The 16196-nt window shown below is 58.5% G+C and carries 13 protein-coding genes; 8 read left to right on the top strand and 5 right to left on the bottom strand.

The annotated features are described in order from the left end of the window. Positions 1-219 precede the first annotated feature (219 nt). From ACZ89F_RS23830 to ACZ89F_RS23820, 3 genes are all read right to left on the bottom strand, one after another. Complete coding sequence (locus ACZ89F_RS23830) at positions 220-1119, bottom strand: hypothetical protein (RefSeq protein WP_476094482.1); 900 nt, start codon at positions 1117-1119, stop codon at positions 220-222. A gap of 613 nt (positions 1120-1732) precedes the next feature. After that, positions 1733-3385: an ATP-binding domain-containing protein gene (locus ACZ89F_RS23825; protein WP_476094481.1), complete on the bottom strand. Its 1653-nt coding sequence runs from the start codon at positions 3383-3385 to the stop codon at positions 1733-1735. Then, positions 3382-4434: a hypothetical protein gene (locus ACZ89F_RS23820; RefSeq protein WP_476094480.1), complete on the bottom strand. Its 1053-nt coding sequence runs from the start codon at positions 4432-4434 to the stop codon at positions 3382-3384. Before ACZ89F_RS23820 ends, ACZ89F_RS23825 begins: the two co-directional genes overlap by 4 nt. A 299-nt stretch (positions 4435-4733) precedes the next feature. Between ACZ89F_RS23820 and ACZ89F_RS23815 the strand changes: the two genes are divergently transcribed. The 4 genes from ACZ89F_RS23815 (at position 4734) to tnpC (ending at position 8273) form a co-directional block, all read left to right on the top strand. Further along, complete coding sequence (locus ACZ89F_RS23815) at positions 4734-5060, top strand: hypothetical protein (RefSeq protein ID WP_476094479.1); 327 nt, start codon at positions 4734-4736, stop codon at positions 5058-5060. A 762-nt stretch (positions 5061-5822) separates the two neighbouring features. Further along, positions 5823-6242 carry an IS66-like element accessory protein TnpA gene (gene tnpA, locus ACZ89F_RS23810; RefSeq protein WP_476094478.1) on the top strand — a complete coding sequence of 140 codons (420 nt, stop codon included), beginning with the start codon at positions 5823-5825 and terminating at the stop codon, positions 6240-6242. Beyond that, positions 6239-6583 (top strand): IS66 family insertion sequence element accessory protein TnpB, encoded by a 345-nt coding sequence (gene tnpB / locus ACZ89F_RS23805; protein ID WP_206079223.1) that lies wholly within the window; start codon positions 6239-6241, stop codon positions 6581-6583. Before tnpA ends, tnpB begins: the two co-directional genes overlap by 4 nt. A gap of 70 nt (positions 6584-6653) precedes the next feature. After that, complete coding sequence (gene tnpC / locus ACZ89F_RS23800; RefSeq protein WP_476094477.1) at positions 6654-8273, top strand: IS66 family transposase; 1620 nt, start codon at positions 6654-6656, stop codon at positions 8271-8273. A 645-nt stretch (positions 8274-8918) separates the two neighbouring features. Here the strand turns inward: tnpC and ACZ89F_RS23795 are convergent. Both ACZ89F_RS23795 and ACZ89F_RS23790 read right to left on the bottom strand, forming a co-directional pair. Then, entirely contained in the window at positions 8919-9518 is a 600-nt protein-coding gene (locus ACZ89F_RS23795; RefSeq protein WP_476094476.1) for an HNH endonuclease, read from the bottom strand. Continuing rightward, positions 9461-9844 carry a hypothetical protein gene (locus ACZ89F_RS23790; RefSeq protein WP_476094475.1) on the bottom strand — a complete coding sequence of 128 codons (384 nt, stop codon included), beginning with the start codon at positions 9842-9844 and terminating at the stop codon, positions 9461-9463. The genes ACZ89F_RS23795 and ACZ89F_RS23790 overlap by 58 nt, the downstream gene beginning before the upstream one ends. A gap of 869 nt (positions 9845-10713) precedes the next feature. On the opposite strand from ACZ89F_RS23790, the gene ACZ89F_RS23785 reads away from it, so the two are divergent. Genes ACZ89F_RS23785 through ACZ89F_RS23770 form a run of 4 tightly spaced genes read left to right on the top strand, consistent with a single transcriptional unit; the run spans position 10714 to position 15665 of the window. Continuing rightward, the gene (locus ACZ89F_RS23785; RefSeq protein ID WP_476094474.1) at positions 10714-11553 is read left to right on the top strand and encodes a hypothetical protein; all 840 of its coding nucleotides are present in this window, start codon (positions 10714-10716) and stop codon (positions 11551-11553) included. Between the two features lie 2 nt (positions 11554-11555). Further along, positions 11556-12875, top strand: a complete 1320-nt coding sequence (locus ACZ89F_RS23780; protein WP_476094473.1) for a ParB N-terminal domain-containing protein — start codon at positions 11556-11558, stop codon at positions 12873-12875. Further along, a complete protein-coding gene (locus ACZ89F_RS23775; protein WP_476094472.1) occupies positions 12872-14764 on the top strand; it encodes a DEAD/DEAH box helicase in 1893 nt (630 codons plus the stop codon). Before ACZ89F_RS23780 ends, ACZ89F_RS23775 begins: the two co-directional genes overlap by 4 nt. After that, entirely contained in the window at positions 14757-15665 is a 909-nt protein-coding gene (locus tag ACZ89F_RS23770) for a protein NO VEIN domain-containing protein (protein ID WP_476094471.1), read from the top strand. The genes ACZ89F_RS23775 and ACZ89F_RS23770 overlap by 8 nt, the downstream gene beginning before the upstream one ends. The last annotated feature ends 531 nt before the right edge of the window (positions 15666-16196 follow it).

Below are 16196 nucleotides of genomic sequence, written 5' to 3'. Positions count from 1 at the left end.
CTGGCCGGCAACGATGAGTTCTGTGACGGAGGTTTCGAACCAGTTCGTGTCCATCCGGAGGCTGACTGATCATTATGCCGCCGCTCATAGAGGGGGACGAACTGCACGGGTAGAGGCCGTTCCGACTAAGCGATGCTGATATCTGTCATTTGCGAGGGCTTGCGGCGAAGTGTCCTCCGCTCGGCTAAGCGGTCCAGAGATCGTCCGGACCGAGATAGCTCAAATCAACCTGACCAAGTTCGGTGGCAACGGTGGCGCGGACAAGACCGCGCTGGTTCGGGTTGAGCGAGTGATTGAGGCGGCCCAGCGGGAGTCCCTCACCGGAAAGCAGCAAGGGATTGCCGTTCCAGTGGTGGAGAGCAACTGGGGCTCCGGGAGGCGGCGGGGGCCGTACCAATGAGCTTGGCCGTGATAGCGTCTTTCCGCCCAGGTGCGATTGTCGCGTGGGGCGTACTCTTGGGTGAACTCAACCCACATTGCCCGGGTTTCGGGAGTTGGCCAGTCCGGTCGAGCTGACCATGCGGCGACCTCGGGCGACCGCAGCCACGTTTGCAGCTCCTGGCCAGTCGTGAATGTCGCACCGGAATCAGTCACGGCATTGATGGCCGCGAGTCGCGAGTTGAAACCGGCTTGGATTAAGATGGACGCAGAGCGGTTCATCGAGCCAGTCTCGACGGCCGGGACCGCCAGGCCGAGTTCATAATCGTCCAGGGCCAGACCGAACTGCCCAACGACGTCACCGTTCGCCGCCGCGCGAACGCGGAGCGCTTTCATCGCCCAGGGAAGGCGATAGACGAGGCCGCCCTCGATGAACTCCAGCGCATCGCCCTCCTGCCCAGCAACTAGACCTGCGAGTGGTTGCCCTAGCAGCCAACAACGCAAGATGGCGCGCCAGTTGTCGGGAACCGGATCGGGCGCGAACGGGTTGGCTTCCGGCGCGACAGCGTCGAGCGCGTGGCCCGCTTCAAGGCCGAGGCCTGGCAGAAAATACCCTCGGCGCGTCGACGGGGTCGATCGGGCCCAGATGTAGCGGCTCCGGGTCAGCAGCGCGCTGCGATAAGCGTTCCGGGAGGCGTCGTCCACCCGGAGGAAACGGCGCTGCCATAAAGAGGACTGCAATGGCGTTTGCCCCGATCGCAAACGGGATCACATGCCCGTCGGTCAGCTTGGCCAGAGGAATGGGCACCCAGGCAATAGATACATCCGCCCGGTGACGGGATGCGCCGTCCTTGGCCCTTCTCCAAATCGTATTCGCGTAGCTTGCTCAACCCAAGCTCCTCGGACCTGCCTTCCCGGCCCGCTTATCCGCCGAGCTTCGCCATCGCGGAGTCGCCCTTCCTGCTCATTACATACAGGTCAGCGAGGGTATGGTCCTACAGATCGATGTCAATGACACCCCCCGCAAGCGATGGCGGGCGGAACGGCGGAGCGAGCGGGGGAGTAGGCGGGATGATGATTTTGAGAGGGAGAGGTAGGGCGCGTCCCGATGGGACCAAGCTCTAGGTGTTGCCTCGAGATCCTGCTTCGCCGGGTCTCGGCCCGTGCGGCTGACGATCTTTCGCGCGAAGAGGCTCGGGAACACACCACCAAAGCAGACCGGCAGCGTGTTCGCTGGAGCGCCGTAGCCCGCCTCCTGTGAGGCGACGGACGGCTCCAGACGAAGCAGGCTTACAGGCAACGACCTGCGAAGGATTGGCCGCGATCGGGCGTTGAATGCGCCATAGAGATACCGCTAGGTGCTCCAGCCTTGAACAAAGTCACTTTGAAGGGAGCCGATCTTCTTAGGCAACGCGCTTCCGACGCATGTAAGCCCGAGATAGGTCGCGGCACGGGTTGCGCCCACATAGAGAAATTTGTCGAACAGCTCGGGGCGCAGTGTCGCCAAGGTGTCGATGCCAACAAAGAACACGGCTTCAAATTCCAGGCCTTTGATGTGCTGAACATCGAAAATCCTGATGTCGCTGTCCTGCCCAACAGACTGGCCTTTGTAGCACGCGATCACGTTGAGATTCTGATCTGCAAGCGCAGTTTTCAATCTATCGGCAAGTGGCCCAACTTCCGCCTCGTCATTCACCAGGATTGCGACGGAAGGGAGGGGGTTCGTCAACCGCTCGATCTCAATGATGCGAGCGGCAAGCCACGATACGGTCTCATCACGCCCAGTGAGGTCAACGCCCAGGACTGGAGCCCAACCGTCGTTCTCGACGTTTTTAGGGAGAACAGCTTCGACAGTTTCGCCGGAACACAGACGGACAATCTCCGATGCCAAGCGATTGAGCTGCCGCGTGTGACGGTATGAAACCTGGATCGGCTTGAGGTCGATTTTGGGGAAAGCCCAACGCATCTCGTCGGCACTCCTGCTTCCCCAACTTGTTATCCTCTGATTGAAATCGCCGCAGGCAAAAAATGACTGAATAGCCGGATTGCTGAGTGCGCCCATACAGGCAAGCGTTATCGGCGAAAAATCTGTCGCCTCATCGACCATGATCTGATTGCGAACGACGCTCTGAAAGTCCTTTAGAATGCCGTAAGCCGGCTGATCGATATTGCGTCGAACTGTGCGGTCCTGGACCAGGCTCGACGCCGTACGCATCGTACACAACAACAGGATATCCACCTCTTGAGGGTCGACATCACTCACGGGAATAGGAGTTGCGACATACCAGGCACCTTCCGACTGGCGCAGACGTCGGAACCGACGATACCTTGCCGGTATGCCGTTCAAGTATCTCCGGATAGGATTGGTGAACTTTCGGAGCGCCGTCTGGATTTGCAGGCTCTCGCCTATCGCACGGAGCTCGTCCTCGGATAAAGTGCGGTCGCCTATCCATTCCGCAATACGGCCAGATCGCGTGGTTCGGCCCAATGCACGTCGACCAGAGCGCGCCCGGGCCTGGCTGCGCAGATTTCGCATAAAGGCTGCCGCAGTTGCCGCCATGCGCGGACGAGGTGCCTGGGTCTGGACATCTTCGTCCTCGTCGCCGTCTTGCTCGTCATTGTCGTCGTCGGGCGTATTGAGCCCGTCGATAAATGCCGCCAGGCCTTCGAGAAATTTTCGGTCCTGATTGACCAGGGTATTGAGGCGCCGCCGCAACGCGGTGTCGGTTTCTTCCCTCATGCTGGAGAGGAAACCTTCAACGTCAGAGGAAACGCTCACCAGTTCCAGTAAGGCGCGAGGAAGCGAAATGGTAGGCGCTTCCGCGACGGCCTCTCTAAGCCTCCGCCCGAGGAGCGCGGCTTCCGAGTTTCCATTCTTTTCAAGGAGGTCGGCTGCACCGCCTAAATCCTCCCAGTAGTCGCCGGCCTGCCAGCTTACAAAATCCTCATACCAAGCTGTTTGCCTGTTGAGCACGTCAGGAAGGACATAGGATTCACCTTCCTTCATGATGAAAGGTCCGCCGCCGTCAGAAGCTTTGAGGATGCGAAACCTGTTTCGCGCCAGGCCTTGCCGAAAGCTTGACCATGTCGCGATCTTCTGGTCGGGCGCAGCAATGTTTTCGCGCGCGAAGGCCTCCTTGAGATACTGCTTGAGCAGGTCCGTGGGAGAGTGAACATCAGCCAACTGTGAGAGTGATCCACGGCATTGTCGGCACTGCTTTTGTCGGTCAAGCGCCGTTCATCGTCATCAAGATAGATACGATCGACCTTCTGTCCCAAACGCCGGATCAAGGTCGTGGTCTTGCCCGTGCCGGGCGGTCCTATAATCAGCAACTGACTGTTGAGGGGCAACCGGAAAATCTCGTCCTGATAGCGATCCAGGATCGGTTGGTCACGCAGGCCCATCTTCGTGATGACACTGCGCCGGATGCCTTCAATGATGTTGGTTGCTTGCTCATCGATAGCCAAAATACTGTCGAGGATGGAGCTATCTTCCCCGACGGCAATATGCACGGCGAGTGCATCGAGCATGGAGATGACGGTAATGGGCCCGTAGTATTCGCCCTCCAGAATGGAGTTACGCGAGTCCCACTGGCCCTGGCGCTGATGAGGATGAAGGATCGCCTTCTCGATGATCTCGACAGACTGAACGCCACCAGGGGTTCGGATATCGAAATCGTCGCCCACATCCAAGGACGCCAGCCGGCCCATCAACGAATTGCGTCCAGCGAAGCGTTTGTCTCCGCCGGGGCTTCCTGAAGCCGTTCCACGGCAGATGTAATAGATGACGATCTTTCCATCGTCCTGACGTGCTACCACCCTGGCGATGGCCGGTTCTTTGGCGAGCAGTTCGAGAGCACGGCGGTTTGCGCTGTCGACGTTGCCCAGGGCCTTGACGGCTTCGCCTGACGTAAAGGTGTTCACGCTGGCGAGCGCCGTCGGGCCGGTGGAGTAGGGCTCGCCAAGCGCCGAACGTGCGTCCTTGGAAATTCTCTCGAAAACGTCGAGGCTTTCGCTCGAAACCCGTTCGATCTGATCCTGGTAGTTCGTGACCATTCCCATCTCCCTGCCGATGTTCTTATTCTTTGATTGGGCTGCTATGTGCAACCAAATACGGAAGCGAGAACCGTAAAATATTATATGGAAAGCTGCGCCCAGTGCCGCCTAACCTTTGCAGGCGTCATTGCTGGCTAAATGTAGTGCCGAAACGATAGCGGTTTCGACCCCACGCCCGGTATCGCGGTCAAGATTTCCCCGATGTCGTCGGCAAATCGCAGAGTGTCCGGCTAACCGTCGCTGAAAAGGCACGCATTGAAGTTCAGCTTCGTCAGAGCGAGAACATCAGCCAGCACCTGATGGAGCCGCGTGTCACCAAAAACAATGAGCACCTTCAAGGGCGTTGGAACCTCTCAAAATGCGTTGCGATGGTCGATCTCAAGCGCCAGGCCCCGCAAAACTGCACGCCCGCCTTCGCGAAAAAGCTTGAGGTCATTCGGCTTGGTAATTTGGATGCCGGAAATAGTCGTTCCCGCCGGAACCGCGCTGCGGAAGCCCTCACTCTCCGCATCATTGAACCGGGTGCGGCCGTGGATAAAAATCTCCTGCGGCGGCTTGCCGTGCCCACTGATGTAGCTGTCAGCGCAGCGGCTGACGATCTCCGCAGCTTTTCCTTAGAGAGGTGAAACTACCGATGCGATCAGACCCCCAATGCCCCAACAGCACCCTTGAACACAATACCTTCGCCGGTATGCAGGAAAATCTGCGCCCCGCAGCAAGCCTCATTGTTGTCGGCGGGGTTGTTCGTTCTCTTGAATACGAGGCCGATGTAGCAGACGCCGTCGCGGATACCCGATCTGAACCCACACAACATATTTGCTTTTGGCATCGGGGCGGCGGTTTATAGACGCTACACACCCGTAGGGGAATTGCCACGTATATATGCCGTATTGAGCAGCGTTCGACACGGCCAGCTACTGCCCCATCTTGCCCTTGAGTGCGCTGGCCAGACAGAAACTAGAACTTAAGGAATCGGCTGCACTTCGCAAAGCTGGGAGACTATCCGACGAGGAATACGATCTCGCAAAGGGCCACGTGTTGCGCTTTGGGTCGCTGCACAACACAACACCGGACCGCTCCGTGCCTGAGATCACAATTCGAGGCAGCGAACGGCCTTTCCAGGCCAAGAAACCCGGCGGCTTGACCGGCTGGCTGATGGTTGCGCTTGTTGGGATGTGTTGCTTCATTTGGTTTAGAGGATCGACAATCTCAGCTCAGCCGGCCACAGCGAGTATTGCGATGACCTCCGTAGCTGTGACGTCAAACTCATCAAGAGGGAAATCATCCTTGACGAATGGCCAGCGTTGGGTAAGCGCCAAGCAGGCCCCGTGTTTCGCGGACCGATGAAGGACGCGACACTCTCGTGATGATTCTCACGGGAGGTTTGTTTGCAGTCTGCACCCAAGTCCAGACCTGGAACATTTACAGTCATCGAGGCGGTTCCCGATCGTCTCGACGCGAGCCCGGCGGTGCCGCGCCGTCGCTGGTCGGATGAAGCAAAGGCGCGGATTCTGGAAGAGGCGATGACGCCTGGCGCGAATGTCTCGGCGGTAGCGCGATCGCACCAAGTAAGCCCGCAGCAGGTGTTTGCCTGGCGGCGGAAAGCGATCCGCTCCGGCGCCCTCGCGATCCTGTCGGCAAAGCCGGAGATCCAGACGCAGAGCTTCGCGCCAGTGGAAGTGGCGCCTGGGGATGGCGATCGTGCGGGCGGTCTGGAGATCGTCATCGGCGATGCGACGATCCGCGTGGGCAGCGGTATAGCAGCGACCCTTCTGGTCGAGGCGATCCGTGCGTTGCGATCGGCATGATCCCTACCGGAGCCAAGGTCTATGTGGCGACGCGGCCGGTCGACTTCAGAAAAGGTCCGGACGGTCTGGCAGCGCTGGTGCGCGACACAGGCGCTGATCCGTTCTCCGGCGCGCTTTACGTGTTCCGAGCCAAGCGTGCGGACCGCGTGAAGATCGTATGGTGGGACGGGTCGGGTCTATGCCTGTTCGCCAAGCGGCTGGACGAGGATAAGTTCCGCTGGCCAAGGGTGGAGAATGGGGTGATCCGGCTTGCCGCGCCGCAATTGATGGCGCTCGTTGAAGGCATGGATTGGACGCGTGTTCGGGCCGAGCGGAGGCGACGCCCGACATCTGCCGGATAGACCGTGGCGAAGTGACTCAGGCGGCACAAAAGCAGTCCCGGAAGCGGGTCGAATATGCTTCTGTTGGCCTATGACGAATAGCGCTTCGGCCCTTCCCGACGACGTCGACACGCTCAAGGCGATGCTCGTCGCCATGGCGTCGGAAAAGGCCGAACTGCAGACCGAGGCGGGACAACTCCGGGGCGAAACGGCGGAACTCAAGGCCGAGATCGTCCGGATGGCGACGCTCAACGAGCGCGCCGAAGAGCGGATCGCCAATCTTCATGTGATCATCAAGCAGTTGGAGCGCGCCCGCTTCGGCCGTAGTTCCGAGAAGCTCGATGCCGACCAGCAGGCCTTCGCCTTCGACGAGGTCCAGACCGGGCTTGGCGCGATCGAGGCCGAACTCGAGGCGGCAAGGTCGACAGGCGAGCGGCGACGTGCGACCCGCCCGCGCAAGGCGTTCCCGGCGCATCTGGAGCGCGTCGAGATCATCGTCGAGCCGGAGACTGTCGCCTGCGCCTGCGGCGCTTGCCAACCGGTCAGGATCGGCGAAGACGTCTCCGAGCGGCTCGACGTGACGCCGGCGAAGTTCCGCGTCATCGTCACCCGTCGCCCCAAATATGGCTGTGCGCAGTGCAAGGAGGGCGTCAGCCAGGCGCCGGCGCCGGGTCACCTCGTCGAAGCCGGTGTGCCGAGCGAAGCGCTGCTCGCCCATGTCGCCGTCTCCAAATATGCCGATGGCCTGCCGCTCTATCGCCAGGAGGGCATCTATGCCCGCGACGGCGTCGAGATCAGCCGCAACTCCATGGCCAACTGGATGGGCCATGTCGGCTTCCATCTCGCCCCGCTCGCCGACCGTATCCTGGCGCTGATCAAGGAGGGCGCGCGGGTCTATGCCGACGAGACGACGCTGCCGACCTTGTCGCCAGGTTCCGGCAAGACGAAGACGGCCTGGCTATGGACCTACGCACGGGACGATCGAACCTTTGGCGGCACGGCGCCGCCCATGGTCGCCTACCTCTTCGAGGACAGCCGCAGCGGCGACTGCGTGGAGCGCCATCTCTCCGGCTACACAGGATTGCTTCAGGTCGACGGATGGGGTGCCTATAACCGGCTCGCGGAAGCGAAGCGCGCCGGGGGTCCGCTGACGCTGGCGGCGTGTTGGGCGCATCTGAGGCGCAAGTTCTATGAATTGCACGTGTCCGGCGTCTCGCATGTGGCGAGCGAAACCGTCGAGCGGATGGCCGAGCTGTGGGCGGTCGAGGAAGAAATCCGCGGCCAGGACCCCGACGTCCGCCGTTCCGCACGCCAGGAGCAGTCGGTCTCCATCGTCGCCGAGCTCTGGCCGTTCTGGGAAAAGGAACTGGGCCGCATCTCCGGCAAATCGAAACTCGCCGAGGCAATCCGCTACACCAGGAGCCGCCGTGAGGCGCTCGAACGCTTCCTGCACGACGGCCGTCTCGACATCGACTCCAACGCTGTCGAGCGGGCAATCCGGCCCCAGACAATTACAAGAAAGAATGCATTGTTCGCGGGCAGCGACGGTGGCGGGAAGACATGGGCCACGATCGCCACACTCCTGCAGACCGCCAAAATGAACGGCGTCGACCCCTTCGCTTGGCTCACGAAAACGCTTGAGCGCATCGCCAACGGCTGGCCGAACCGCGATCTCGACCAACTCCTGCCCTGGCATCATCACGCAAACTGAACGGCCACGGCTGGGCGCTTACAGCGTTGGCTGGATGACGCCATATGTAGTGCCGGGGTTCATACCTATTTTTATTTAAAGTTGCCGCCCGAATACGTGGAGCAGCAGGGTCAATGGTTCTCATTTAAACGCGAGGTGGGACAAATCTACAATTGCTCGGTCGGCAATGGCCGGATTTCGCTGAATTGGGTCAACAGAGACGGTGCAATGATGCAGTCCAATTCGGCGACATTCACAATCGCCAACGATGTGCTGAGAGTCTCCGACACGTTTCAGGAAGAGACATTTGATCTATCTTCTTCACCTTGGCGATTGTTGTCCCAAAGATACACGGATCCTGGCTGAGACATCCACAAGCGCCTGGCGCTCATCGGCGTCGCCCAACTTGGCCGTTCTGGTGATGGCGGTGTCGATAGCGCGGTCAACGAACACCTCTCGGCCCGAATCGCGTTTACGTGCAGACCGAGCGGCCAAGCGACATGCTGAAAAGTAACACTCTGGGCGCCCCCCTTCTCTGCCTCGGATTCGCGCCGACTTCACCCGGTTATCGAGCGGCAGCCGATGCCGGTGCTCGCCTTAGCCATAGTCCTGCACAACTGCCACGTGATAGTCTTTGAGCCGTCGGGCAAAGGATGAACGTTCAGCTTATTTCCCTTCCACTACATCCCTGAGTTCTTGCACCGTGAGCATGGGTTTGCGGTGTAGCATCTGGTGACAGTTTGAGCAGACCGCACGAAGGTCGCTCAATCGCGTCTTTTCGCCGGGCCGTATTTCTGCCACGGGCTTCGTATGGTGGCATTCGATGAAGCCAATGCCGCGCTCCTTATAAGTTCTCTCGAAATCAAAGCCGCAAACCGAGCATGCGAATGAAGTCAGGCTCGCCTTGAAAGCGGCGACCAGTTGCGGCTTCCGTTCAATGGCCCAATGAAGCCTGAGCCTGCGTGCGCCTTCTTCTTCGGAACGTTCACCCTCTCTTCCACTAGCATCTGCTCCTAGCTTCGTGATCGCCCTGAACTGCTCTTCGGACAAGTTGTACGAAGTTACCATCCTTTGCCGGCCGGGCTCGAAAATGTTTGGCGGTATTGGTAGCGACTCCCGGAATACGACAATCCGATCTTTTGGGACCGCCCAACGAAAGTACACAAAATCGCTTCGGATGGAGTTCTCTATCTGGGTAAGTGTTTGGTTCATGTATCGATGGGCAACCTGATTGATTTTGGCGAGTTCGAAAACATCAATCGCCATCTGCTCCACCGCTGAGGCTGACGGAGCGGCGCGGGTTTATCAAGTAATATGGCTCCGTCGTAATAGCCTGCCGCTCGCCAGCCGCCAGCATCGAAGGTCGCTAGGACAAGGCCAAATCTCTGGCCCTCATATTTCTTGGCAGGAAGCGCTACCGTGTAGCCGAGGACCTGTCCATCGATCACGAAATCAATATTGAAATTCCAGTCCTCGTGCCCGAACCCGTGTTCATAAACGTAGCTGCCGACCCCCTTCTGGCTCAATCTGCCGCGTGACGGGCGAACCCAGCCTTCTGAATTGGGTGCGATCCTGTGTAGCTTGTATTCCATATTATCCCTCCAAAATGGTAGTTGCTGCGATTAGCCTAAGATGAACCATCTCAGTGCCTCAGCCTCCGCATTGGCGCAGGGTCGTAGCGGAGTCGGTGCATATGGGCAGCTTAGAGCCGCCTCGCATTCTGCAATCTCCGCTTAACCGAGAAACCACCCGTTGTAAGCCTGCCATCTCAAAAATGGTGAGCTTCTAAAAGCGTAAACGTTGAGTCCAGAACCACATCGCATTCTGTTATAGACTTGAAATCATTACATTATTTGAAGAGTAAGATTGACTCGGCAAGCAGGGTATAGTATCTGACGCTCCATGAGTTCAGTTGCCGCGTTCACATCAAAATCTGTCGCTTGGCAGTTAACTGTAAGAAAGCAGTCGTTTCGACCAGGATTGGCATCTAATTTGAGAATATTGAAGTTCGGATTCTCAAATTAGATTGCAATCGTATTTGCCGAAAGGCCGTGAATCAATTGAATTCCATAAGCCGTCTTCGAGAAATACTAGGCCGATAAGGTGTTGACGTTGATTCTCAAATTAAATGCCAATGGCCGGGCTCGAGCATCAAATTAAGTGCACATTCTCAAATTAGGTGTATAGCTAACATACTGAAATCGTTGGCAAGCCATTCTCATCATTAACTGCAAAGCGACAGTGCTGCGGCCCGCACTTAGTGCTCTCTCCCGCATCGGTTAAGAGTGTACCCGTTGTCAATGAGAGAGGCGGGCGCGAAAGCCAGAACTCCTGACAAATAATAGCCGCGAACATCGTTTTGTTGAGGCCGACTCTTTGCAGTCCGACCTCACATCATTATAACGCTTGAACACATCGCGTCGGCCGGCGCGTTAAATACCGGCGATATGGGGGGGTATTAATGGCTGGTGAAGAAGCTGCACCATGTCGCCATCGGGGGGCACCGCCGGAGGAGGTGGTAAATCGCGTTGCCGAAATCGTCAGCGGCATCGCCGATGACCCGCAGTATCTTTATCACCGAGGACTTTCGGCGGGCGAGTTTAGATTGGCCCTTCCTGCCGCGATCGAGAAGCTTCGCGGCAGCACGGCCGCCAGCAATGCCGATCGGCGTGACTTTCTGGGTATGATCTTCGATCATATGTTGGCTGTGGGCGCGATAGCCAGTGTGGTTCGCCCAGTCTACGGAAAGGATACGGTTTACCAACTGGCCGTGCCTGACATTGGTAACGTAGCCATCATCCAGAAGGGGTGTCCCGACGGCGCTCACAGCAGCGTTGCATGGTCTGTTCCCTCATGGGCGGTCGAGACCTACCTTTGGTGGTTGTGCCCGAGTCTGGCCTCGGAACCCGGAGAACATGTTTTCAAAGGGGTCAACCGACTCCGCCGTCGCTTTTTCTCGGATGCACCAGATACGCTTGATGGCATCATCTTCCACAATGACCTCTGCGGGTCAGACCTTCGACCGTGTCCGAAGATGGGCCGGGCAGTGGAGATTGGCGGAAACCGCATTCCTCCTCCGTGTATCTGGATCATGCCGGAGCGGGGCCAAGGACCTGACTTCAACTGGGACGGTCGCCGCCAACGGCGATTCCCGGCAGTTCTGCTCTCTTCGTTCAATGTCGATGCAGGCAATGCAAGTGTTTTGACCGGGTACATCGGGTTTCACCAAGGCGTCCGCGGCATCAGGACCACAGTCGCCTCCCGGTTTGGTCCGGGACGGTTGACGACCTTCAGGAGCTAAAAATGATGAACCCTGTGTTAGACCAGGAACGAGTCCAACACCTTGTCGCGCGCCAGAGCTCGTCGAAACGACGCGCGCTGCTGGCCGCCTGGTCGCGGCCAGATCGCGAACTGCCGCTGGTGGACCTGGAGGTGACGTGGGTGCGGCTCTCCACTCTGAACCACCGGACTAAGGCTGAGCAGATGCGAGAGATTGAGACGAAGGGGCGCCCAGACCTGTTTTCGGCGGACCCGATGGGGTCGGAAGCACAAGCGGCACAGCTTCGTATCCTGAAATCTCAGCCGGGCTTCGATGATCTCAAGGCTGATCTGAGAGAACGTGGTCAGCAGGAGCCGGCCGTAGCTACTGCGGAGGGCGTTCTTGTAAACGGCAACCGTAGGTCCGCTGCGCTTCGTAGCCTCTATTTAGACGATCAGCATGCGCCTTCTCGATATGTCCGCTGCCTCGTCCTTCCGGCCGATGCGACCATGGATGAACTCGTCGATCTCGAGACTGAGCTGCAGATCGCACGTGACTTCCGCGAAGACTATTCGTGGGTCAATGAAGCGCTCTTGATCGAGGAACTGTTCAACCGCGAAGCCCAGAACTGGGATCGAGTCGCGGCGAGGATGCACAAGGATGTACCCAAGGTTCGGGCGCAGTATGAAAAGCTGCAGCAGCTGCATCAGCTGGTGGCACTGTCAGACGGCACTCGCCACCACGCCGACTTTGATGAGAACGAGTCGGCTTTTGAGGAACTCACTAGGCACATCCGAACTAAGCCTAAGGCTGAGGCCAATTCCGTTCGCGGCGCCTACTTCCTTGGCACGCTGACCGGTGTCAACTACCGCGATCTTCGCCACCTTCAGCGGCCGGATGCCGCCGCACTAGTAAGGCAGGAATTGGAATCGGATCCGACAATCGCACCGCTGCTTTGTGCCATCAGGCATGATGTGCCCAACAATGGCGGCGATGTTCTCGATGACGCCCTCGGTGATGCAGCACAGGAAGAGGACCTTTCCGATATCCTCGCCTTCTTCGCGCGCAAGCGCAGCGAAGAGATAGTGACTCTCGCAGATGGCAAGAGCGCTGTCGTATCCGATCTAATTGCTTCCGTAGGGGCTGCCGTCGCCGTCGCGGCACAGGAAGCCGATGAGGATTCTAAGGACGCAAAGGCGCTCGTGGCTCCATTGAGCCGTCTTGCCGCCGCCAAGGAGCAGGTTGGCCGCGCAGCTGCTGCGCTTGAACGGGCGCGTAGCTTTGACGGATGGAATGAAGCCGACTTCCAAACCAAGGTGGCCGCGCTCAAGGCCGAAGTGAGCAAGCTCGAGGCACGCGGATGATCCGTGCCGAGCTCTATCGGCAGGACCGTCCGACGGTCGTCGTCGATCGTTTGGACGACACGAATCCTGGTGCCTGGGCCCGGCTGCAGGAAGCCTTTGCACGCGGCATCCTCACTGGATCGGCACGGCAGTCAGTGGTGCACCCGGATGTGTTTATGGCGGAACTCGATGTCCTGCGCGACATTCGGGCAGTGTTTGCAGAGCGGGTTGAGTTAGGACCGACCCTCACATCACAGTTGCGATTAATGGCTGATGATCGCCGTGCCCGTTCCGTGGCGATCGAAGCCGGTGAGGCAAGCGAAACCGAGCTTGAGGCCCTCGCGACCGAGCTTGAGGCCGCCGGGTTCAAAAGGAATTTGAAGCCCTTTCAACTGAGAAATCTCGCCCGCCTCATGCGTCTGCCGCATGCTGCGGACTTTTCGGTTCCTGGAGCGGGTAAGACGACGGTGGCGCTGGCGGCATTTGCTTTGGGTCGCGCTCGAGGAAGTATCGACCGTCTTATGGTCGTTGCGCCAATCGCCGCCTTCGGAGCCTGGGATGAGGATGCAGTCGCTTGCTTCAAAAAGCCACCGCGCGTTGTAATCTTTGGGGGTCCCGAAACAATTATCCCGCAAGACACGGAGATCCTGCTCTCAAATTATAATCGCGTCGCAAGCGATTATGACATCATCAGAGCCTTCGTAGCGAATGGGGCTACCAAGGTTGTGCTCGACGAAGCCCATCGCGTGAAGCGCGGCGCTTCGGGGGTGCATGGTCGTGCTGTGTTGGATTTGGCCTATGCGGCTCATCGCCGAGACGTGCTAACTGGTACGCCGGCCCCCCAAGGCGCGCACGATCTCGTGGCTCTGGTGAAGTTCCTATACCCGGGCCAGGACCGCCAGATTCTTCCGAGGTCTGCTTACATCGAAAGGCTGGGGCGCGATCCCAATGTTCTCGGCGAGACTCACGCAGCGATTACGCGGTACTTCGTTCGAACTCCCAAGAGCGAGCTGGAGCTGCCTCCCACAACATTCGAGGTTATCCGCAGACAAATGGGACCCATTCAAAGCGCGATCTATGATGCGCTCGTGGGTCGCTACCGCGCCACTTTTTCGCTTCCCGACCGGGGTCGGCACGAGATGCAGCGCCTTGGCCGCATAGTAATGTACCTGCTCGAGGCCGCGACAAACCCCATGCTGTTAACGGCCGGTTCGGATGAGAGTGATGATCCAGGATTCCTTCACCCGCCGCTCGAGTTGTCGAGCAGCGAGCCGCTCGTCAACCTGCTACAAAGCTACAAAAACTTTGAGACTCCGTGGAAATACCAACAAGTGCTTTCCATTGTAGCGGCAGCAGCCGAACGCGGCGAGAAGGTCCTGATCTGGTCCAATTTCGTGCGCAACCTGAAGGTGTTGGCTCGAATGCTTGCGCAATATCAGCCGGCAATAGTGCATGGAGGAGTTCCCTCCGACGACGGTGCTCCCCCTGGCGACCTAACGCGCGAGAATGAATTTCGGCGGTTCCGACATGATGCCCACTGCGTTGCGCTCCTGGCAAATCCTGCAGCCTGCGGCGAGGGCATCAGCCTCCATCACTGGTGTCACAGCGCTGTGTTCCTGGATAGGACGTTCAATGCGGGCCACTTCCTGCAGAGCCAGGATCGCATTCACAGGCTTGGGCTGTCGGCGGATGTAAAAACGCGCTTCACGCTACTCATCAGCTCGAACACCATCGACAATACGGTTGACGGAAGGCTTCACGACAAGGTCAGGGCGCTTTCCCGTTTGATGGATGATCCCGGCCTAGTCCAGATCTCACTACCTTCTCCAGATGAGGGCGAAGGCGGTGCACCTGCGTTCGAGGATGATTGGCAGGCCGTAGCCGGACACGTCGGAACCATAGATGTATGAGTTGCCAAGTCGCGGACGCTGTCATGCTGCCTTCCTGCTGGCCTACAGTGCGCGGCTGAGGCCTTCAGGTGACTTCAACTCTTGGGTGATATCCGCGAGCGGGAAGTCGACCATCATGGCCGCCTCAACTGACGTCCTAGGTACCGCGAGGCTGCTCGTAGATATCAACCTCGCTAGCATAACCGATGTCGTCGCGATCAATCCCGTACTTGCCGCTTTCGACAGCAAGGCTGATCGACATAGTCTGTTGGGCATTGCCCGTCTCTTGCTGCAGAGATGCCCTCCGGCGTGGATTGGAGCTGCAATTGTCGACGGGCGTCTGGCCCCAGAATTCATTCCCGATAGTGACCTAGAAACCCTTTCCTGGCTGGGGCCGGACCTGGAACCGCTGCTCGTCGAGATACATCATCGGCTAACACGTGCGGCCTTTGACGAGCGCAGAAAGATGCTCGGCAATGCTGGCGAACTCGCAATCATGTCGGCCCTTCGTTATGACAGATACTCACCGGTGCATGTGGCGCTCCTCTCTGATTGGTACGGCTATGACATTGAGAACCGTCGGGCCTCTGCTACCGAGCGCTTGGAGGTGAAGGCGTGCGTAAGAGCCACCGCAGACCGTGTATTCGTGTCGCGCAACGAATTCGACAAAGCAGCAAAGTTCGGGTCCGAATGGCGGCTCATTCAGGTGATATTTTCGTCAAGTGTAATGGTGGAACGAACCGTCGTAGCCGCTCATGTAGAGGAGGTCCGTGAACTTAGCAGCGGCGCGCTCCAAGCGTTGGCTCCTGATCCATCGCCGACGTTCCAATGGACCGATTCCGCTGAATTTCGCCCGACCCCCGATATGTGGATTCCAAGCGCACTGCGCGTGGATAACACCTTTTCATTGGAGTGTAGGTAAGATGTGCGCGCCTCGTTGTCGCTGCGCCTCCGGAGAACTGTAAGACCATCCATCTGGAAAGACCGCACATTCATAAAACGCCCCGGTGCCTAGCAGTGTGACAGCCCGGGAGCAGATGGAGCGACGCATCGAGTTCAAACTGCCGCGGCTGATCGAGTTGGTGTTGTCGCGGCCCGCTGGTCTCCACCACCATGATCCAGAAGGAGCTCAAGCTGACGCGACAGGGTGCCAATTTCGTTGCCGAGTTCACCCTGTCAACCTGCGCGAAATCACGGGAGGGCGCGATATCGGGCGTGGGGGTCGTTTGGCTATTCAGGTCGGATTTCATTGGTCTCCGTGGGCGAAAGATCGAGTGTCACGTGGCAACGTAGTAATTCTTGCTTTGCCTTGCTGGCGGCACGGCATGGGCCATGATCAGACCGTCTCAGATGAATGAAGACCTTTTTCGCTTTGGGCCAAGGTTTGCCGAAGACTGTCAGGAAAAGGGGCATCTGTCACATTCATATTGCCATGAGGCAGTTTTCGGCATCC

The organism is Mesorhizobium sp. USDA 3734 (assembly GCF_056279665.1).
Note: the sequence above shows the minus strand (reverse complement) of the source record. Positions and strands in the feature narration are given on the sequence as shown.